Source organism: Clostridium sp. AF35-15 (assembly GCF_003477745.1).
Lineage (GTDB): Bacteria > Bacillota > Clostridia > Lachnospirales > Lachnospiraceae > Otoolea > Otoolea fessa.
This window is the reverse complement of the sequence record NZ_QUDY01000013.1, coordinates 1-20,708: the sequence shown is the minus strand read 5'-3', so window position 1 is coordinate 20,708 and position 20,708 is coordinate 1. Positions and strand designations below refer to the sequence as shown.

Genomic DNA, 20,708 nt, shown 5'->3' with positions numbered 1-20,708 from the left:
GTAAAAAGGATGAGAACATGAAAAAACAGGGATTGAAAATACGTGCGGCTCTGTTCCTTGTGACGGCGGCGCTGGCGTCTTCCCCAGTGCTGACCTCGGTGGCGGCAGCGACGAAAAAGGATGTAAGCAGCGCCAAGGATAAGAAAAGCGCCCTGGAACAGGAGAAAAAGAAGACCGAGGAGGCGATCAAAAGCCTTCAGGGTCTGAAAAGTAACACCGAGAGCTATGTCAAGGAGCTGGACACGAAGATGAATGATCTGCAGTCGCAGGTCACGAAGCTGGAAAATAATATTTCCAGCAAGCAGAAAAGCATCAATGAGACGGCGGTAAAGCTGGAGGAAGCGCAGAAAACTGAAAAAAAGCAGTATGCTTCGATGAAAATGCGTATCAAATATATGTATGAGAAGGGCGATAGCAGCTACTTAAATCTGCTTCTGGAAGCCCGTTCGCTCTCGGAGCTTTTAAACCGGGCAGAGTATGTTTCAAAGATTTCGGAGTATGACCGGAAGATGCTCGACCAGTATGTGGCGACGAAAGAGTCCATCGCGGACAGCAAGAAAAAGCTGGAGACGGAGAAGACGGAGCTGCAAGAGATGAAGACGCAGACGGAGGCAAAGCAGGATTCAGTCCAGCTTCTCCTGAATGAGAAAAATAAAGAACTCCAGAACGTCAACGCGCAGATCGGCGAGAAATCAGCGCAGGCGAAAGCGTATGAGGACGATATCAAGGCGCAGGAAGCCAAGATCGCGCAGATGGAGGCGGAGATTAAGAAGAAGGAAGCGGAAGAGGCGGCGAAAAAAGCGGCAGAGGAAGCTGCCAGAAAAGCCGCCGCAGCGGGAAAAACGAATAATTCGACCGCGAAAGGGAATACTGGCAGTACGACTACCACTTCGACGGGAAGTTCTTCGCTGCGCTGGCCGTGCCCTGCAAGCGGACGCATTACATCTGGATTCGGAAAACGTAAATCACCGACGGCGGGCGCGTCCTCGAACCATAAGGGCATTGATATCAGCGCTTCGACCGGCAGCAGCATCGTGGCAGCCGCCGGAGGAACGGTTTCGATTGCAACCTACAGTTATTCGGCTGGAAATTATGTTGTGGTCAACCATGGAAATGGACTTTCAACCGTGTATATGCACTGTTCCCAGCTTCTGGTATCGGCAGGGGATACGGTAAAAGCCGGACAGACGATCGCGAAGGTAGGTTCGACCGGATATTCGACAGGTTCTCATCTGCATTTTGCAGTCCGCAAGAACGGAAGTTATGTAAACCCTTCGAGCTATGTAAGTCCGTAGTGCGGAAAGTATCAGGTGGCTGCAAAAGATGAAATCCGGGTAACTGTTCAGTAGGTCTGCGCATTTACTGCGCTGACCGTACGAAAACATGGACCAGCAGGCAAAAATCCCATTGCCGTAGGCAATTTTTGATGGATTTTTGCGCGTGACTGTGAAGGTACTGAACAGTTACAAATCCGGAAGGAATAGACAGGAATCAGGAGGCATAAGAGATGGACAGTAAAAATAAATTCTGGCGCGGTGTGATGGTCGGTGTGCTGGTGACAGCACTGGTGTGTCTGATCACGGTCGGTGCTTCGGCGGGGATTTACATGTTTGGACGCCGTGTGATCGATAATCAGACACAGGTACAGGTACAGACCGAGGGAACACCGTCGCAGGCACAGGAGCCGGTCAATTTTGAGAATGTCACGAAAAAGCTGGAGCAGATACAGGATATTATCGATAAAAAGTACCTGTTTGAGGAAAAAATTGATACATCCGAGGAGGAAGCCGGCATTTATCAGGGCTTTTTGAGTGGTTTAAATGATCCGTATGCGGTTTACTATACGCCGGACGAGCTGACAAGCTTCCTGGATGAGACAAATGGTTCTTACTGCGGCATCGGCGCTCTGGTATCCCAGAATGTCCAGACCGGCGTCAGCACGATCGTGCGCGTCTTTGAGGGCAGCCCGGCCGAGGAGGCAGGCATCCTTCCGGGTGATGCGCTTTATAAGGTAGACGGCACCGAGGTGATTGGCATGGATCTGTCGCTTCTGGTCAATAATTACGTCAAGGGCGAGGAAGGCAGCCAGCTGACGATCACGGTTTATCGTGAAAATAGCGACGAGTACAAGGATATCACCCTGACCCGCAGACCGATCGATGTGCAGACGGTGTCAGGCAAGATGCTGGATGAAGAGATCGGATATATTTCCGTTGCAGAGTTTGACCGTGTGACTGCCGATCAGTTTAAATCCAAGATCGAGGAACTGCAGGGCGAGGGCATGAAGCGCCTGATCATCGATCTGCGGAACAACCCGGGCGGCGAGGTGACGACGGTTGTCTCAATGGCGGATTATATCCTGAAAGATGGCGGACGGATCCTGACCGTGGCAAATAAGAAGGGCACGGAGGAGACATACGACGCTGAGGATGGACACAGCCTGGAGATCCCGATGGTTGTGCTGGTAAATGGCAATTCCGCCAGCGCGTCGGAGGTATTTACCGGTGCGATGAAGGATTACGGCGTGGCGACGATCGTCGGAACGAAGACTTTCGGTAAAGGTATCGTGCAGACGCTGATGCCGCTTTCGGATGGAAGCGCGATCAAGCTGACGACCGACCATTATTATACGCCGAATGGAAATGATATCCATGGAAAAGGCATCGAGCCGGATCTCGAGGTGGAGCTGGATGAAGAGGCGGCGCAGGAAGTCGTGATTCCAGAGGAGAAGGATAACCAGCTGCAGAAGGCGGTTGAGGTTGTGAAGGGAAAGTAACTTCTTATTTACACGACCCCAAAACTTACGGCACTTTCGATTCCAAAAGTGCCTATCCGTGAACAGTAACTTTAAAAGTATCCAGAAAAATAAGTGCGTTAGATCCTGAAACAGCTTGAAAAAGTGGCAGTTTCAGGATTTAACGCTTAAAGTCGTGTCTGTTTTGGCTTTTTGAGAAAGACGATGAGTGAAGAATCTGGTATTTTTGATACTATAGAAAAAGAGGGAGAAATAGAATTATGTATGTAATTGCAGGACTTGGAAATCCGGGAAGAGAATATGAGGGAACCCGCCACAATGTGGGATTTATGACGCTGGATGCGCTGGCGGACAAGTATAACATTGATGTCCGGGAGAAAGCATTTAAGGGACTGATCGGAAAAGGCGTGATCGAGGGAAATAAGGTCATTCTGGTAAAGCCGCAGATGTATATGAACCTGAGCGGCGAGTGCATCCGTCAGGTGATGGATTATTATAAGGTAGATCCAGCGGAGTTTATCGTGATTTATGACGATATCAGCCTGGTTCCGGGCGGCATCCGGATCCGCAAAAAAGGCAGCGCGGGCGGCCACAATGGAATCAAAAATATCATCGCCCATCTGGGAACGCAGGAATTTCCACGCGTGCGGATCGGTGTGGGCGAGAAGCCGGCGCGCATGGATCTGGCAGACTATGTGCTGGGACGTTTTCCGAAAGAGGAAGCCGAAACGATGACGACGGCGTTTAAGGACGGTGCGGCGGCAGTCGTGGATATGATGACAGAGGGCGTTGAGGCGGCGATGAACCATTTTAACGGCGCGGCGCGCGGGGAGAAGGAGAAGCTAGAGAAGCAGAAGGCGGAGAGGAAGGAGGAAGTCAAGACACAATGAGCGATTTATTTGCAAATCCGTTAGAGGAGATGATCGAGTTTCAGGATCTCAAGACGGATTTACAGCTCGGACAGGGACCGCTTCTTGTCACGGGATGCCTGGATTCGCAGAAGGTGCATCTGCTGTCCGAGCTTTCGGATCTGACGCCCTGGAAGCTGATTGTCACCTACGATGATTCGAGGGCGCGGGAGATCTGTGAGGATTACCGGTGCTTTGATACGGATATTTCGCTGTACCCGGCGAGGGATCTGCTGTTTTATACGTCGGATATCCACGGAAACCTGCTGACGAAACAGCGGATTCAGGTCATGCGGCGGGTCCTGGAGAGTTCCGGCGGCGTGGTGGTCACGACGATCGACGGGCTGATGGAACATCTGCTGCCGCTTGCGTGGATGAAAGAGCGGAGTCTCACGATCGGGACAGAAGATGTGGTCGAGGTCGGGAAGCTGACGCACGCCCTGGCAGAAATGGGATATGAGAAGGTCGCGCAGGTTGAGGGATCAGGGCAGTTTTCGGTGCGCGGCGGTATCATTGACATTTTCCCGCTGACGGAGGAGGTGCCGTACCGGATCGAGCTGTGGGGCGACGAGGTCGATTCGATCCGTACCTTCGACCCGGAGAGCCAGCGATCGATCGAGCAGGTGGATGAGGCAGTGATCTATCCGGCGACGGAGATGGCGCTGACGCCGGAGCAGATTCAGGATGGAACCGAGGCGATCGAGAAAGACCGCAGGAAATACGTGAAAAAGCTCCGGGATGCCATGAAGACGGAAGAGGCGTACCGGATGGATTCGGCTGTCTCGGAGGTCTTAGAGGGGCTTCGCGAGGGCTTCCGGGTGCATGGGCTGGGAAGCTATATCCGGTATTTCTGCAAGGAAACGGTATCGTTTTTAAACTATTTTCCAGTCGATGAGCTGACGATTTTCCTGGATGAGCCGCTGCGCTTGAAGGAAAAAGCAGAGACGACCGAGACGGAGTTCCGGGAGAGCATGTCGCACCGTCTCGAGGGCGGCTATCTGCTTCCGGGGCAGACTTCCTTCCTCTATTCGGCGAAGGAGACGCTGGCGATGGCAATGCGCCCGCGCACTCTTTTACTGCTGGGGCTGGATCAGAAGCTCTCCGGCATGACGGTTAAGAAAAAATACAGTCTGAGCGTTAAAAATGTCAATTCCTACCAGAATGGATTTGAGCTTTTAATCAGCGATCTGGCGCGCTGGAAGAAGGAAAAATACCGGGTGGTATTGCTGGCTGGTTCGCGGACGCGCGCGAGCCGTCTGGCGGGCGATCTGCGGGAGTATGATTTAAGTGCCTTCTGCCCGGATGAGGGCGAAAACACCGTGAAACCGGGTGAAATCCTGGTGACTTACGGAAAGCTGCATCGGGGATTTGAATATCCGCTGATTAAGTTCGTCGTGATCACCGAGGGAGACATGTTCGGCGGCGGACGGGGGCGGAAAAAGAAGAAAAAGACCTCCTACCAGGGTAAGACAATCCAGAGCTTTTCCGAGCTTTCGATCGGCGATTATGTGGTGCATGAGAGCCACGGACTCGGCATTTACCGGGGCATTGAGAAGATCGAGCAGGACAAGGTCGTCAAGGATTACATCAAGATTGAGTACCGCGACGGCGGTAATCTCTATCTTCCGGCGACCCGCCTGGAGGGAATCCAGAAATATGCCGGTTCGGATGCCAGGACGCCGAAGCTCAATAAACTGGGCGGAATGGAATGGAATAAGACGAAGAGCAAGGTGCGCGGTGCGGTCCGTGATATTGCAAAGGATCTCGTCGAGCTTTATGCAGCGCGTCAGCGGAGCGAGGGCTACCAGTATGGACCGGATACGGTCTGGCAGAGGGAATTTGAGGAAATGTTCCCGTTTGAGGAGACGGAGGATCAGCTGGAGGCGATCGAGGCGACCAAAAAAGACATGGAAAGCCGCCGCATCATGGACCGCCTGATCTGCGGCGACGTTGGATACGGCAAGACGGAGATAGCGCTCCGGGCGGCATTTAAGGCGATTCAGGAGGGTAAGCAGGTTGTGTATCTGGTGCCGACCACAATTTTGGCGCAGCAGCATTACAATACCTTTGTGCAGAGGATGAAGGATTTCCCAGTGCGGGTCGATATGCTGTCGCGTTTCCGCACGGCGGGCGAGCAGAAAAAAACGCTGGAAGATCTGAAAAAAGGGCAGGTGGACGTCGTGATCGGAACGCACCGCGTCCTTTCTAAGGATGTTGTCTTTAAAAATCTGGGGCTTCTGATCATCGATGAGGAACAGCGCTTCGGTGTGGCACATAAGGAAAAGATCAAGAAATTAAAGGAAAATGTAGACGTTCTGACGCTGACGGCGACGCCGATTCCGCGTACCCTGCATATGAGTCTCATTGGCATCCGGGATATGAGTGTCCTGGAGGAACCGCCGGTGGACCGCCTGCCGATTCAGACCTACGTCATGGAGTACAACGACGAGATGGTGCGCGAGGCGATTCACAGGGAGCTGGCGCGGGGCGGACAGGTATATTATGTCTACAACCGTGTCAATAACATCGACGAGGTGGCAAACCATGTGGCGGCTCTGGTGCCGGAGGCAAACGTCGTGTTCGCCCACGGGCAGATGCACGAACATGAACTGGAAAAAATTATGCTGGATTTCGTTGAGGGCAATATCGACGTTCTGGTGTCCACGACCATCATTGAGACGGGACTGGACATTCCGAATGCGAACACGATCATCATCCACGACGCCGACCGGCTGGGGCTGTCGCAGCTCTACCAGATCCGCGGTCGCGTCGGACGTTCCGGGCGGACTTCGTATGCGTTTCTCATGTACCGGCGCGACAAGCTGCTGCGTGAGGAGGCGGAAAAACGTCTGCAGGCGATCCGTGAATTTACGGAGCTGGGAAGCGGTATCAAGATTGCGATGCGCGATCTGGAGCTGCGCGGTGCCGGAAATCTTCTGGGCGCGGAACAGCATGGCCACATGCAGGCGGTCGGTTATGACCTGTACTGCAAGCTCTTAAACGAGGCGGTGCTGGCACTTCGCGGTAAGAACGAAGCCGAGGACTTCGAGACGGTGGTGGACTGCGACATCGACGCGTATATTCCGCCGTCCTACATCCGCAATGAATATCAGAAACTCGACGTTTACAAGCGGATTTCCGGTATTGAGAACCAGGAAGAGTACATGGATATGCAGGATGAGCTGATCGACCGCTTTGGCGAGATTCCACGTTCGGTGGAGAACCTGTTAAAGATCGCCGATCTAAAAGCGCTTGCTCATCAGGCGGGTGTCGTGGAGGTCGATGTAAAGAAGCAGGATATCACGATTCAGATGTACCAGAAAGCCGATCTGGACGTCTCCGGCATTCCGGCGCTGATGGAGAAATATAAGGGCACGCTGACCTTCAGGACGGGTGATGTGCCGTCGTTCTATTACCGCGACGTGCGGCAGAAACATACGGACTGCGAGACGATGCTTGTGAAGGCGCGGGAGATTCTTTCCGGGCTCGCGGCGCTGGCGAAAGAGTAGTTTTTAATTGTGTAGAAAAGATTGAAAGTATATTTGAAATGAAAATATATTTTTAATATTGACATATATAATCAAAGATGATAATATATAATCAAATTAAAGCTTGTTTACTAAATTTAAAGAAGGGAGGGATTCCAATGCAGCAAAAATGTGGGATGCTCATTAATAATGTGAATAACGTTAAGAGGTGGTTTTATGAAAAAAATTATGAGTATTTTATTGTCGATAGTTATGTCAACTTCATTGGTAATCCCAACATTTGCGGAAGCGCCGCCATATTCAATAGATAAAGTGGCAACAAAGGTTGTGATTGATCAACATGAATTGAGAGATATTTATGATAAATATGCTTCGGTAACGGATGAAACTGTTGTGGAAGATATGTTAATGGAAGATTTTGGTTTTTCAAGATCGGAAGTTAAAGAATTATTGGAAGTAAGCAAAAGTGGTAGTGGAGGATCTACAGGTGCTTCGAGGGCATCTAGTATAACTGGAAGATTACCAGCAACAGCTGCTATAGGAACCGTTGTAAATATTGTGTATACAATTGATTTGCAAGAAATGAAAGATTTAGCGACAATAACTAATTTTATCGCAAGACAGGTAGGCGGAGCAGGAGCAGGGGTAGCAGTGGCAGCACTTGTTGCTAAAACAGTTTTAGCAGCTGCACAAAAGGGTGGCATAAACTATGCAAAAGTTACAATATCTTATACATATGGCTATAATAATGATGGAGTATTAGGGTGGACGCCAGGTTATACCAAGTATGAGTATTGGTAATAAAAAAGGGAGATGCAATGAAAGAGAATAGAGTATCAAATGAATTCCGTCAAGGAAGAGAAGCAACGTTTGCCGCTTTATTAATGGAACTGTGTCTTTGTGGGGAGCGAATTGCTTCCATAATGGGAATTAGAAATTGGTATGATCAGGTGGGAACTGTTAGAATTTTTCTTTGTATTTTGATTTTTTGTTATTATTATATAATTAAAAAACCAAGATTATTAGATACGCCTGAATGGTATGAGCTAATGAAAAAAGATAGAGTGATTTATGGAATGTGGATCTTGGAAATGATAATATTAGTTAGTAGTATTGGAACTTGAGTGAAAAACAAAGGGGGCGTCAGTTGCTCCCTTTGTTTCTATAAATTATGAGATTGGGAATTTTATGAAGAATAATTATTTAAGTGAACGAGAAATGAATGTTATGCAGGTTTTGTGGAAGTATGAAAAACCCATGACGGTGACAGAAATTGTAGAATCTGAAAAAGAATTGACAACGCCAACAGTCCATACTGTGTTAAGAAAATTGCTTGATAAGGGTTATGTTCAGGTTATTGATACAGTTCAGACTGGAAAAGTTTTTGCTAGGCGATATAAAGCGAAAAAGACTCAGGATGAAGAAATAGAAGAAAAAATAGAAAAATGTATGAAAAATTCTAGAAATCCTATGTCCTTTGTAAATACAATAACAGCAGCTTTGTTGAATGGAGCAGTAGATGAAGAGTCGGTTATTGACGAATTAGAACGTATAGTTCAAAAAAGAAAAAAAGAGATTTTATGAAAATAACATATACATCAATTTTATCGGCAATATGTAGTTCAATTTTGCTATTGGGTTTTTTGTCGGTTTATATATGGAAAAAGCAAGAAAATTATAGCTTGTATGAAGTAAAATTACTTATTTTTTGCACTGTACTAACAGGAGTAAGATTATTTTTTCCAATAGATATTTGCGGAATAAGTCATACGATAGGAATAAAAATATTATATCCAGAACTTTGTCGCTTTATGCGGGGGAAAATAGGATTTTTAAGTCATTTTTCTGTACTTTTTTTGATTAGTTTACTTGGAAGTTTTCTTATCTTAGTGCAAAAAAGTTTATCATATATATCATTTATAAAATTAATAAAAGAAATAAGACCGATAGAGTATATTCGTGTTAAAAAGTATAAAAAAGTGAAAAAAATACCAATATTGAAAGTTGATAGTATAGAAGATCCATTTATTGTTGGTATAAAAAATCCGTATATAATAATACCGAATATAGATGAAGAAACAAAAAAAATAGTACTCTTGCATGAAGTGGGACATTACATTAAAAGAGATTTATTTTTAAAGTGTTTTTTTGAAATATTATGTCTTTTATACTGGTAGAATCCGTTAGTATACATAGTTCGGTATTATTTTTCTAACATATTAGAAATAAGAAATGATTTAATTGTTTGTAATGAGTTATCTGAAATAGAAAAAATTCATTATGTTGAAATATTGTTAAAAATGTCTAGGACAAAAGCGTTAAAAAGGAGAGGAACACTATCTTTTTTTAATGGAAGTTTTTTGAAAATTAGAATTTCTTCTATATTGAATGAAGAACAAAAAAAACAGGTCAATATTAAGTTGTTCTTTTTCTTAATTGCTATTATATTGTCTGGTACAATAGTAATAGAACCAGTAGCTGATTTGAAGTTGCATGCACCGTATTTTGAAGAAGATGATATAGTCAAAAAAAATAACTTTTTTGTAAAGACAGAAAACGGGTATGAATTATATATGAATGGTACATATATAGGAACATTGGATGAAATACCAAATGAATTAAAGAATATTAATATTAGGAGGAAATAAAAATGAAAAAAACGATCAGAATTTTAGCAGTAATAATTGCTATGACATGTATTTTTTCAGGGACTGCGTTTGCACAAGAGAAAGAGGTGGCTGTTGAAAAATCGAGTTCAATAGCTAGAGCAGATGTTATAAAATATGTTTATAAAGTTGAAAACGGGAAATTATATAGAAGATTATATAATTATTCTAAGGATACGTGGCTGGGAGATTGGGAACTGTGTGACTAAAGTAATAATATGATAATTATATTTAATAAATATGTACACTACTTTTTACGCTTTGAATTTAAAGTAATGTAAAAATTTTATAGCGTGAAGTTTGAAGTTGAGAAATTGCCTTGACAAATAATAAATTTCGCTTATAATACAGAATATACTCAATAACCTTACAAAGGCAATGAAGGGAACAAGTAGAGATCCGCAGGAGAGCGCACAGAAAGCAGCCGGATGATGAGAGGCGCGCGTGAACCGGATATTCGAATACATCCCGGAGCTTCGCACCGAAGAATCTAAAATCGGATCCGATGAAAAGGCTGCGTGGAAAATGTGCGGCGGTTGATTTGGTAGGCTGCGACGTGAGAGACACACGTTATCCGGTCACGGTATCAGAGGGTACCGGCAGAGGCAGATGGGCGCGAGCTGTCTGCGAACAAAGGTGGTAACACGGGAATTTTGCCCCGTCCTTTTTGGAGGACGGGGCTTTTTTATTTTATAGAAAAATGTGTCTTGTGAAATCACAGACGTTCCAAAGTACCTTTATTGTTCTGTTTTGAGAATGATTTTCGGAGAGAAAATAAAGGATGAATCGGATGTATTTTTGAAAAAAGGAATCCCGTGGAGAAGCAAAACGAGTAAGCAAAATTATTTTTTATAAAAAGGAGTAAACAGGAAAATGCAGATTTACGAAGAATTAGTAGCCAGAGGTCTGATCGCCCAGGTTACAAACGAAGAAGAGATCAAAAAACTGGTCAACGAAGGAAAAGCCGTTTTCTACATCGGTTTTGACCCGACCGCAGACAGCCTTCATGTAGGACATTTCATGGCACTGTGCCTGATGAAACGTCTGCAGATGGCAGGCAACAAGCCGATCGCATTACTTGGCGGCGGCACCGGCATGATCGGCGATCCGTCCGGACGTACGGATATGCGCCAGATGCTGACACCGGAGACGATCCAGCATAACTGCGACTGCTTCAAAAAGCAGATGAGCCGTTTCATCGATTTCTCTGATGACAAGGCGCTCTTAGTCAACAACGCAGAGTGGCTGATGAATCTGAATTATGTAAACTTACTGCGCGAGGTTGGTCCGCATTTCAGCGTCAACCGTATGCTGACCGCTGAGTGCTACAAGCAGAGAATGGAGAGAGGCTTAAGCTTCTTAGAGTTCAACTACATGATTATGCAGAGCTACGACTTCTATATGTTATACCAGAAATACGGCTGCAACATGCAGTTCGGCGGCGATGATCAGTGGAGCAATATGTTAGGCGGTACCGAGCTGATCCGCAGAAAGCTTGGCAAGGACGCACACGCAATGACCATCACCCTGCTGTTAAACTCCGAGGGCAAGAAGATGGGTAAGACCCAGTCCGGCGCTGTATGGCTGGATCCGAACAAGACATCCCCGTTCGAGTTCTACCAGTACTGGAGAAACGTAGCCGATGCCGATGTATTAAAGTGCCTGCGTATGCTGACCTTCCTGCCGCTTGAGCAGATCGATGAGATGGACAAATGGGAAGGCAGCCAGTTAAATACTGCAAAAGAGATCCTGGCTTACGAGCTGACCAAGCTGGTACACGGCGAGGAAGAGGCTGAGAAGGCACAGGCAGCAGCGAAAGCACTGTTCTCCAGCGGAAATGCAGCCAATATGCCGACCTACGAACTGACTGAGGATGATTTCAACGGTGATGAGATCGATATTCTCTCCATCCTGCAGAAATCCGGTCTGGCTCCGTCCCGTTCCGAGGCAAGAAGAAATGTCGAGCAGGGCGGCGTATCTGTAGACGGAAACCAGGTAAAAGATATCAAGGCAGTCTTCACGAAGGATCAGCTCGCTGGCGAAGGAATGGTTGTCAAGAGAGGTAAGAAGAACTTTAAGAAGGTTGTTTTAAAATAAGTGGAGATGTTCCGCCAGAATCTTCACCCCATACAAATCAGAATCACGCCGCCGGCGATCTCTGCCGGGCTTTCAAGCGAAGCCCGGAGAGATGTCCGGCGGCGGTTCCGATCATGGAGAGAAGCAGAGCAAATCCGAAACCATATCTTACATTCACTCCCACAAAAATTACCCAAATTTTACATAAACGATACCAAAATATGATTTCTGTAAATCCAGGAATCTTTTATACTGCGTACTGTAAGAAATCAAGGATAAAAAACTCTGAGAGAAAAAAGAGAGAGGAAAGAGGAATTTTATTATGAAGAAAAATATTCAGAAAACAATCGCAGTATTAGGAGCAGCCGTTCTGGCAACTGGAATGGTAGGATGTGGTTCCAGCAATACAAATACAAGTGCAGCAGACACAAGCGCAGACAGCAGCGCAGCTGAAAGTGGTGCAGCAGCAGATACAACCGAGAACAGCGCAGATACAAAAGATTTAAGTGGTTCTATCACCCTGGCAGGTTCCACTTCGATGGAAAAATTTGCAAATGCACTGGCAGAAACGTTCATGGAGAAATATCCGAACGTGACCGTACAGGCTGAATTTACCGGCTCTTCCGCAGGTATCGAGTCCGTGCTGGTAGGTCAGTGTGATGTCGGTGATTCTTCCAGAGCATTAAAGGATGATGAGAAAGCAAAAGGTGCTGTTGAAAATATCGTAGCCATCGATGGTATCGCCGTTGTCGTTGACCCGTCCAACGCTGTAGATGGTCTGAGCAAGGACGAGCTGACCGGCATTTACGACGGAAGCATCACAAACTGGAAGGATGTAGGCGGCAGCGATATGCCGATTGTCGTAGTCGGACGGGAAGCAGGTTCCGGTACAAGAGGCGCATTTGAGGAGCTTCTGGGTCTGGAAGATGCCTGCAAATATGCAAACGAGCTGGATTCCACCGGTGCAGTTATGGCAAAAGTAGCATCTACACCGGGTTCCATCGGATACGTATCTCTGGATGTAGTTGATGATACCGTCAAGGCAGTGAAGCTCGACGATGTAGAGCCGACGGAAGAAAACATCAAGGCAGGCAGCTATTTCTTAAGCCGCCCATTCGTAATGGCAACCAAGGGAGAAATTTCTGAGCAGAACGAGCTGGTACAGGCGCTGTTTGACTATGTATACTCTGCAGAAGGCGATGACCTGATTAAATCTGTAGGCCTGATTACTACGAAGTAAGAAACTGCATCGGAATTTGTGAATGTGGATAAAATTACCGGTGAAAACCGGTAAGGATAGAAAAATCAGAAATTCACGAATACACATAATATTGAATAGATTCAAATAATATCGAGTCGCTTGCAGTCAAGCCGCAGAAAGGAAACTCTGCTTTGACCGAAAGCGGCTCGCTGTTCAATCCGGGACAGGAGAGACATATGCACGAAAAGAAATTTACCATTTTTGGAAGCCATGCCACGAAATCAGCGGTAGAGAGGGCAGCGGAAATTATTTTTACCGCCTGCGGCCTGCTGGCGGTGGTGGCAGTTTTTTCAATTACCTTATACATGATTATCAGCGGTACCCCGGCACTTTTTAAGGTGGGTGTTCCGGAAATCTTATTTGGAACCGTCTGGAAGCCGACTGGAAATCCGGCGTCTTTCGGAATTCTCTACGTTATTTTAACTTCCATCGTCGGAACCTTTCTGGCGATCCTGATCGGTGTTCCGATTGGGCTGTTTACCGCCATCTTTCTGGCAGAGGTTGCGCCGCCGAAGGTAGCGGCAGTGGTCCGCCCGGCAGTTGAGCTTCTGGCAGGTATTCCGTCGGTTATCTACGGACTCTTAGGAATTTTGATTTTAAATCCCCTGATGTATAAGCTGGAAATGAAAATCTTTGCCGGTTCCACGACGCATCAATTTACCGGCGGTGCGAACCTGATATCGGCGGTTCTGGTTCTGGCAATCATGATTCTTCCGACCGTCATCAATATCAGTGAGGCGTCGCTTAGGGCAGTCCCGAAACATTTAAAAAGCGCATCGCTGGCGCTCGGTGCAACGCATATCCAGACGATTTTCAAAGTAATCGTTCCGGCGGCGCACTCCGGCATCATCACGGCGGTGGTTTTAGGCTGCGGACGTGCGATCGGGGAGGCAATGGCGATCAGCCTGGTATCTGGAAGTTCAGTCAATCTGCCGCTCCCATTTAACTCCGTCCGTTTCCTGACAACCGCGATCGTGGCGGAAATGTCTTATTCAGAGGGACTTCACCGGGAAGTGCTCTTTACCATCGGTCTGGTGCTGTTCGTATTTATCATGTTTATCAACACGGTGCTCAGCCGGATGTTTGTGAAGGAGGGCGGCGCAAATGACCGATAATAGTATGAAAAGTATTTACCAGAAGCGCACCCGCATCGGGGACAATATCTTAAAAGCGCTGATTTATCTGGCAGCTGGCGTGGCGATCGCGCTGTTAGTTGGCATCATGGGGTATGTGTTTGTGCGCGGCCTGCCGCAGGTTTCCTGGCAGCTTCTGTCCACGGTGCAGAGCTCCCTCAAGGGCACCTTTGGTATTCTGGGAAATATCATCAACACGATTTACATCATTGTAATTACCCTTATCATTGCAGCGCCGATCGGAATCGGCTCCGCCATTTATCTGAACGAATACGCAAAGCCGGGAAAACTGGTGCGGACGATTGAATTTACAACCGAGATCCTGTCCGGTATTCCGTCGATTATTTTTGGCTTGTTCGGTATGGTCTTTTTCGGAATGACGCTGAAGCTGGGCTATTCGGTTCTGACCGGATCCTTCACGCTGACCCTGATGGTGCTTCCGCTGATTACGCGGAACACACAGGAAGCACTCAAAACCGTTCCGGACAGCTACCGTAGCGGCGCACTGGGAATCGGTGCAACGAAATGGTATATGATCCGGACGATCCTGCTGCCGAGCGCGGCACCGGGTATTATGACTGGCGTCATCCTTTCGATTGGCCGTATCGTGGGCGAGTCGGCGGCGCTTCTGTTTACTGCCGGAAGCGGCTTCCAGCTTCCGAAAAACCTGTTTGGAAAACTGTTTGAGTCGAGCGGCACGCTGACCATCCAGCTCTACCTGTCGATGCAGAAAGCAAAATACGATCAGGCATTTGGAATCGCGGTCGTGCTTCTGATTATCGTGCTGGGAATCAACCTGCTGACGAGATTTTTGACCAACCGGTTTGATGTGACAAAATTAAAATAAAGTAAAAAATGAGGAAATGATATGGAGACAAAAATTTCTACGTCGGATTTGAATCTGTACTATGGAAACAATCATGCATTAAAAAATATCAATCTGGATATATATGAAAATCAGATCACAGCGTTTATCGGACCGTCCGGTTGCGGTAAGTCTACCTATTTGAAAACATTGAACCGCATGAACGATCTGGTGCCGAATGTAACAATCAATGGAAAGGTGTGGATCGACGGCGAGGATATCTATGATCCGAAGGTTGATACGACGCTTCTTCGCAAGAAGGTCGGCATGGTATTTCAGCAGCCGAACCCATTTCCGATGAGTATTTATGACAATATCGCGTATGGACCGCGGATTCACGGCATTAAGGGAAAAGCAGAGCTGGACGCGATTGTGGAGAAGAGTCTGCGCGGCGCGGCCCTGTGGGATGAGGTCAAGGATCGCCTGAAACGTTCTGCACTGGGACTTTCCGGCGGACAGCAGCAGCGTCTCTGCATCGCGCGTGCGCTGGCGGTTGAGCCGGAGATTCTCCTGATGGATGAGCCGACCTCGGCACTGGACCCGATTTCCACGCTGAAAATCGAGGATCTGATGGGCGAGCTTAAGAAGAATTATACAGTTGTCATCGTTACCCACAATATGCAGCAGGCGACCCGTATTGCGGACTACACGGCATTTTTCCTGGTGGGAGAGGTAGTCGAGTATGCACCGACGACGGATCTGTTCTCGCATCCGCGGGAGAAGAAGACGGAAGACTATATTACCGGACGGTTTGGATGATAGGCGTAAGATTGAGGATTTAAAAATAAGTAGAAAATCAGTTTACTGTTCAGAAGTGGAAAATTTCTGGGCAGAAAACAGGGGAGATGGAGAGGAGATACGGGATGGCGACGAGAGAGGCATTTATACAGGAGTTAGAAGGGCTGAATCAGGAATTGAACGCGATGAGCCAGATGGTGCAGGATGCGATTGACAGTAGTTTTCAAGCGCTTACCGAGCATAATGAAGAGCTGGCACAGAAGGTTATCAAAGGAGACCGGGATGTGGACAATATGGAGCGAAAGATCGAGACACACTGCCTGACGCTGATGTTAAAGCAGCAGCCGGTCGCCAGTGATCTGCGCCATATCTCGACGGCGCTGAAGGTTGTGACCGATCTGGAGCGGATGGGCGATCAGGCGGCGGACATTGCCGATCTGTCCCTGCGTTTGGAGGATGCAGATATTAGTCTTGTAAGCAAACATCTTCCGGCCATGGTGGCAAATGTGAAAACGATGGTAAAGGATGCGATTCACGCGTTTACCCAGCGTGACACCGAGACGGCGGAGACATTCGAACAGAGGGATGACCTGATCGATGCCTTCTTTGAGCGGGTAAAACGGGAAGTGATTGAGTTTCTGAAAAAAGACGGGGATAAATCCGATGTGGCAGTCGATCTTTTGATGGTTGCTAAGTATCTGGAGCGAATCGCCGATCACGCGGTCAATGTGTGCGAGTGGACAGAGTTCTCGGATACGGGGGCCGTGGGGGATGTGATGATTCTCTAGGTTTAATTAAAATCCGGGCATGAAAAATGAAAATTAGATGCCTGGATTTTTTCCGTTCTGCATAAAATAAATAGAATATGTGGAAATAACGTGGAGTGCGATATATCATGCGTGATATAGTTCTGGAACTTCTCAGTTCTTACGGGTATGCGGGGATGTTTGCCTTGATTCTGATTGAAAATCTCTTTCCGCCGATTCCTTCAGAAGTGATTCTGACATTCGGCGGATTTATGACAACGTACACACGGATGTCAATCGCAGGGGCTGTCCTGGCAGCAACATCCGGATCGGTACTTGGAGCACTGATTTTGTATGAACTGGGAAGACGAATTCCTGTCCAGAAGTTTTATTCCTTTTTGGGCGGCGCATGGGGAAAACGGCTCGGAGTGGAAGTGGAAGATGTAAAAGATGCAGACGGATGGCTGGAGAGAACGGGACGATCAGCCGTCTTTTTTTGCCGTTTCGTTCCGATCATCCGAAGTCTGATCTCGATCCCGGCGGGAATGGCAAAGATGGAACTCCTGCCATTTCTCCTTCTGACAACAGCGGGCAGTCTTATCTGGAATACGGTGCTCATCGGAGCCGGCGCGGTGGCGGGGGCATCGTGGGAACGTATTCTGGTGCTGTTAAAGACATATTCCCGCTTCGCCGTGATGGGAGCGGGAATCTTGGGATTTGCAGGGGCGTGTGTGTATTTTCGGAAACGATAACAACAAGAGAGGGAAAATTCATGCAGAAAGAGTTTATTCATTCAAACAAAAATATATCGTGTCATTCTTTACTTCCAGCCGTGCCGTCCCATCGATCACCAGCTGTTCCAGATATGGGCGCAGGTGGCGTTCCTGACGGATGAGCTGGTCGTAGGTACCGATGTGCATTCCGATCAGACGTCGGCTTGCCTGATAAAATTCATCGCGTGTCATTGGTCTCTGCAAAAGCTCTGCCAGCTCTGCGAGACGCAGACGGACAAGATCCATATTTTTGTCCGCCAGTTCCCGGATATTGCCATCAAATGGACCTTTGTGCGATAAAATCCAGTGCTGGTAAGGCAGTTTTGTGATTGCTTCCTTGCTTTCCAGATCCAGACCGACGTGGTCGCAGTATGGAAGCTTGACGTGACGCAGGACATTTTCGGTTAAAAGCGCGTCTCCGGTAAAGCAGACGCCGTCCGGTGTGCCGATGACGATGTGGTCGAGGGAATGCCCCGGCAGATGGTGAACCGGGAAGGTTACGCCGCAGAGTGTCACGGAAGTATCCTCCGGCTGGATGATACAGTCAACCGGGCAGCGCTGCTCGGTGTCGATGGAAACCTTTTCCTTCTCGGAGCGCCCGAAATAATTGGTATACCGTTCCAGCGCCGCCTGGGAGGCGATCAGCCCGGCTTCGCCAAGCGACATAGCCAGTGGAATCTGAAAGGCTTCGCGCAGGCGTTTGCTGTTTCCATGATGGTCGATGTGCGCGTGGGAAACGATCAGCCCCGCCGGGGTCAGCCCGGCGTCTTTCAGAGAGCCGACCAGCTCGTCATATTCCTTTGAGTAACCATTGTCAAACAGGATGCAGCGGGTGTCGTCGATGCGGTAGATGCCGACGGCTGTTTTGCCAAGCAGGCAGTCTGTATTTCCAGAAACGTGTATGAGTTCCACGGAAAGAGTCCTCCTTTTATCATGAATAACACAAAAAGCGACGGCTGAGATATCTCCGCTGTCGCTTTTTAAGAATGCGTCTGATAGGAATCGAACCTACGCCTCAGGCTCCGGAGGCCGGCGCTCTATCCACTGAGCTACAGACGCATTACTTGTATGATACTATAATATTTAGAAAATTGCAAGTTTTTTTTCGGAAATACTGCTTGCCGAGTAACCAAATCACCGCTATAATATTAACAATCGAATAAGTCAGGAGGCGGTCGGGTGGGAGAACCGAAAAAGAAACCGGGACGCAGCCGGAAGAACGGAACGGACTGGGAACTGCGCCGCTATGTGATGCTGCTTGCGGCGGTGATTGTATTGATTCTGATTGGCGCGGTGGCGATGTTTTCCGGGAAAATAACAAACATTCTGGGGAAAAAGGATGGCTTACCGGCAGAAATGGTGGATACAGGCGGATCTGGAATGGTGATTGAGCCGGACACGAAAGAATATATTCAGGACTTTGGCGGATGTATTCTGACAGAGAATGGCGAGCCGGGGATCACAGAGCTGATGAATACTTATTTTCAGGCGGTTTCCGACTGTGATATGGATACGTTTGTGAAGTTGTTTACCTCACAGGATACGAGTGAGGAAGAACACTACCGTCAGGAATTTGAAGAACAGAAGCAGTACATTTCCGGGTACCAGAATGTGAAATGTTATACGACGCCGGGGCTTAGGAACGGTGAGATGGCAGCGTATGTGTATTATGAGATTTTGTATACGGGCGTGGAGACACCGGCACCGAGTCTGGTGCGGATCTATGCGATCCGGGCGGAGGACGGAAACTGGCAGATCGATGACGGGAAAATGTCCGAAGAGCTGACGCAGTATTTTGAAGAACTGTCGGTCAATGAGGATGTGCGCCTTCTCAGCAAGCAGACGGATGAAGCAATGGATGCGGCGATGGAGCAGGATGAGGCGTTGAAAGAGCGCGTGGAATTTATGAAACAGGGCGCATCTTATATGCAGGAGGAGTCAGAACCGGCTGCGTCAAATCCTTAAAATGCTTTATTGAATTCGTCTGGCTGGAAAAATAAAGTTTTTAAGGTATGGAAAGCTGAAAAGCGGATATGCCGGAGTATAGAGAAATGGTTGATAGCATATAAGATATAAAACCGATTGATTTATAAAAAGTGAAAGTACAGATATAGAAAGACAAAGAGGCACAAAGAATGGATGTAAAAGATTTTTATTATGATTTACCACAGGAGCTGATCGCACAGGATCCGCTGGAAGATCGTTCTTCTTCCCGGCTTTTAGTGCTGGATAAAAAGACGGGTGAGATGCAGCATAAGGTGTTTAAGGATATTGTCAATTATCTTCATCCGGGCGATTGCCTGGTGATCAATGACACAAAGGTTATCCCGGCGCGTCTGATCGGAAGCAAGGAGGGAACGGATGCACACATCGAGATTCTTCTTCTGAAACGCCGTGAGAACGATATCTGGGAGACGCTGGTAAAGCCGGGCAAAAAGGCAAAGCCGGGAACCGTAATTAATTTTGGCGATGGTTTGTTAAAAGGAACCGTCATTGATGTGGTAGAAGAGGGAAATCGTCTGATTCAGTTCTCCTATGAGGGGATCTTCGAGGAGATTCTTGACCAGCTTGGTCAGATGCCGCTTCCACCGTATATTACACACCGTCTGAAAGATAAAAACCGTTATCAGACCGTTTATGCAGAACATGAGGGATCCGCGGCTGCTCCGACTGCCGGACTTCATTTTACCAAGGAACTGCTGGCACAGATTCAGGAAATGGGCGTCAAGATCGCGCATGTCACACTTCATGTGGGTCTGGGAACCTTCCGGCCGGTCAAGGTTTCGAATGTACTGGATCATCATATGCACTCGGAGTTCTATCGTATCGAGGAAGATGCCGCCAACATGATCAATGAGACGAAGAAAAATGGCGGACGCATCATCTGTGTCGGTACGACAAGCTGCCGGACGATTGAATCCGCAGCGGCTGAGGACGGCACGATCCGCGCGTGCAGCGGCTGGACCGACATTTTCATCTATCCGGGCTATCAGTTCAAGATTCTGGACTGCCTGATCACAAACTTCCACCTGCCGGAGTCCACACTCGTCATGCTGGTATCCGCACTGGCAGGCAGAGAACACGTGCTCACGGCGTATGAAGAGGCGATCCGGCAGAGATATCGGTTCTTTAGTTTTGGGGATGCTATGTTTATCCAGTAGAGAAAAGGGATGTATGAAAAAGACTCATAGTGAAAGGCTATGGGTCTTTTTATTTCGAAAAATGTTTGAAAAACGGCACACCGCGTTCTCGTTACTTTAGCCTGCAAATAAAAAGTCAAGACTTAATGGGGAAAAAAA

At 47.7% G+C, this 20,708-nt stretch carries 20 protein-coding genes and 1 tRNA gene; 19 read left to right on the top strand and 2 right to left on the bottom strand.

The features are described 5' to 3' along the window. Positions 1–17: 17 nt before the first annotated feature. The 17 genes from DWZ76_RS13025 to DWZ76_RS12945 all read left to right on the top strand — a co-directional run bounded on the left by DWZ76_RS13025 (position 18) and on the right by DWZ76_RS12945 (position 17,388). Positions 18–1,295 (top strand): M23 family metallopeptidase, encoded by a 1,278-nt coding sequence (locus DWZ76_RS13025; RefSeq protein WP_107001481.1) that lies wholly within the window; start codon positions 18–20, stop codon positions 1,293–1,295. Positions 1,296–1,507: 212 nt separating this feature from the next. Then, positions 1,508–2,776: a S41 family peptidase gene (locus tag DWZ76_RS13020; protein ID WP_022359888.1), complete on the top strand. Its 1,269-nt coding sequence runs from the start codon at positions 1,508–1,510 to the stop codon at positions 2,774–2,776. Between the two features lie 239 nt (positions 2,777–3,015). Beyond that, a complete protein-coding gene (gene pth, locus DWZ76_RS13015) occupies positions 3,016–3,645 on the top strand; it encodes an aminoacyl-tRNA hydrolase (RefSeq protein ID WP_118472933.1) in 630 nt (209 codons plus the stop codon). Next, entirely contained in the window at positions 3,642–7,172 is a 3,531-nt protein-coding gene (gene mfd, locus DWZ76_RS13010; RefSeq protein WP_118472932.1) for a transcription-repair coupling factor, read from the top strand. The genes pth and mfd overlap by 4 nt, the downstream gene beginning before the upstream one ends. A gap of 195 nt (positions 7,173–7,367) precedes the next feature. Continuing rightward, positions 7,368–7,952, top strand: coding sequence for a hypothetical protein (locus DWZ76_RS13005; protein WP_107001484.1), 585 nt, complete (start codon positions 7,368–7,370; stop codon positions 7,950–7,952). A 17-nt stretch (positions 7,953–7,969) separates the two neighbouring features. After that, the gene (locus DWZ76_RS13000) at positions 7,970–8,275 is read left to right on the top strand and encodes a hypothetical protein (protein ID WP_107001485.1); all 306 of its coding nucleotides are present in this window, start codon (positions 7,970–7,972) and stop codon (positions 8,273–8,275) included. 64 nt (positions 8,276–8,339) lie between these two features. Next, positions 8,340–8,735: a BlaI/MecI/CopY family transcriptional regulator gene (locus DWZ76_RS12995; protein WP_107001486.1), complete on the top strand. Its 396-nt coding sequence runs from the start codon at positions 8,340–8,342 to the stop codon at positions 8,733–8,735. Next, entirely contained in the window at positions 8,732–9,328 is a 597-nt protein-coding gene (locus tag DWZ76_RS12990; RefSeq protein WP_118472931.1) for a M56 family metallopeptidase, read from the top strand. The genes DWZ76_RS12995 and DWZ76_RS12990 overlap by 4 nt, the downstream gene beginning before the upstream one ends. 183 nt (positions 9,329–9,511) lie before the next feature. Next, positions 9,512–9,799 carry a hypothetical protein gene (locus DWZ76_RS12985; protein WP_118469523.1) on the top strand — a complete coding sequence of 96 codons (288 nt, stop codon included), beginning with the start codon at positions 9,512–9,514 and terminating at the stop codon, positions 9,797–9,799. Between the two features lie 2 nt (positions 9,800–9,801). Next, a complete protein-coding gene (locus DWZ76_RS12980; protein WP_107001488.1) occupies positions 9,802–10,026 on the top strand; it encodes a hypothetical protein in 225 nt (74 codons plus the stop codon). Between the two features lie 664 nt (positions 10,027–10,690). Continuing rightward, positions 10,691–11,914, top strand: coding sequence for a tyrosine--tRNA ligase (gene tyrS / locus DWZ76_RS12975; RefSeq protein WP_107001489.1), 1,224 nt, complete (start codon positions 10,691–10,693; stop codon positions 11,912–11,914). Positions 11,915–12,215: 301 nt separating this feature from the next. Then, complete coding sequence (locus DWZ76_RS12970; protein WP_118472930.1) at positions 12,216–13,133, top strand: phosphate ABC transporter substrate-binding protein; 918 nt, start codon at positions 12,216–12,218, stop codon at positions 13,131–13,133. A gap of 197 nt (positions 13,134–13,330) precedes the next feature. After that, positions 13,331–14,269, top strand: a complete 939-nt coding sequence (pstC, locus tag DWZ76_RS12965; RefSeq protein WP_022359893.1) for a phosphate ABC transporter permease subunit PstC — start codon at positions 13,331–13,333, stop codon at positions 14,267–14,269. After that, entirely contained in the window at positions 14,259–15,134 is an 876-nt protein-coding gene (gene pstA / locus DWZ76_RS12960) for a phosphate ABC transporter permease PstA (protein WP_118472929.1), read from the top strand. The genes pstC and pstA overlap by 11 nt, the downstream gene beginning before the upstream one ends. A gap of 21 nt (positions 15,135–15,155) precedes the next feature. Next, positions 15,156–15,911, top strand: a complete 756-nt coding sequence (pstB, locus tag DWZ76_RS12955; RefSeq protein WP_118469519.1) for a phosphate ABC transporter ATP-binding protein PstB — start codon at positions 15,156–15,158, stop codon at positions 15,909–15,911. Between the two features lie 104 nt (positions 15,912–16,015). After that, positions 16,016–16,678, top strand: a complete 663-nt coding sequence (phoU, locus tag DWZ76_RS12950; protein ID WP_118472928.1) for a phosphate signaling complex protein PhoU — start codon at positions 16,016–16,018, stop codon at positions 16,676–16,678. Positions 16,679–16,785: 107 nt separating this feature from the next. Next, positions 16,786–17,388, top strand: a complete 603-nt coding sequence (locus DWZ76_RS12945) for a DedA family protein (protein ID WP_118472927.1) — start codon at positions 16,786–16,788, stop codon at positions 17,386–17,388. Positions 17,389–17,421: 33 nt separating this feature from the next. Here the strand turns inward: DWZ76_RS12945 and DWZ76_RS12940 are convergent, their stop codons facing one another. Together DWZ76_RS12940 and DWZ76_RS12935 are read right to left on the bottom strand one after the other, a co-directional pair. After that, positions 17,422–18,321: an MBL fold metallo-hydrolase gene (locus DWZ76_RS12940; RefSeq protein WP_182431331.1), complete on the bottom strand. Its 900-nt coding sequence runs from the start codon at positions 18,319–18,321 to the stop codon at positions 17,422–17,424. A 75-nt stretch (positions 18,322–18,396) separates the two neighbouring features. After that, a tRNA-Arg gene (locus DWZ76_RS12935) sits at positions 18,397–18,468 on the bottom strand. A gap of 120 nt (positions 18,469–18,588) precedes the next feature. Here DWZ76_RS12935 and DWZ76_RS12930 point away from each other — a divergent pair. Together DWZ76_RS12930 and queA are read left to right on the top strand one after the other, a co-directional pair. After that, complete coding sequence (locus tag DWZ76_RS12930) at positions 18,589–19,374, top strand: hypothetical protein (protein WP_118472925.1); 786 nt, start codon at positions 18,589–18,591, stop codon at positions 19,372–19,374. Between the two features lie 170 nt (positions 19,375–19,544). Beyond that, complete coding sequence (queA, locus tag DWZ76_RS12925) at positions 19,545–20,570, top strand: tRNA preQ1(34) S-adenosylmethionine ribosyltransferase-isomerase QueA (RefSeq protein ID WP_117796007.1); 1,026 nt, start codon at positions 19,545–19,547, stop codon at positions 20,568–20,570. Positions 20,571–20,708 lie beyond the last annotated feature (138 nt).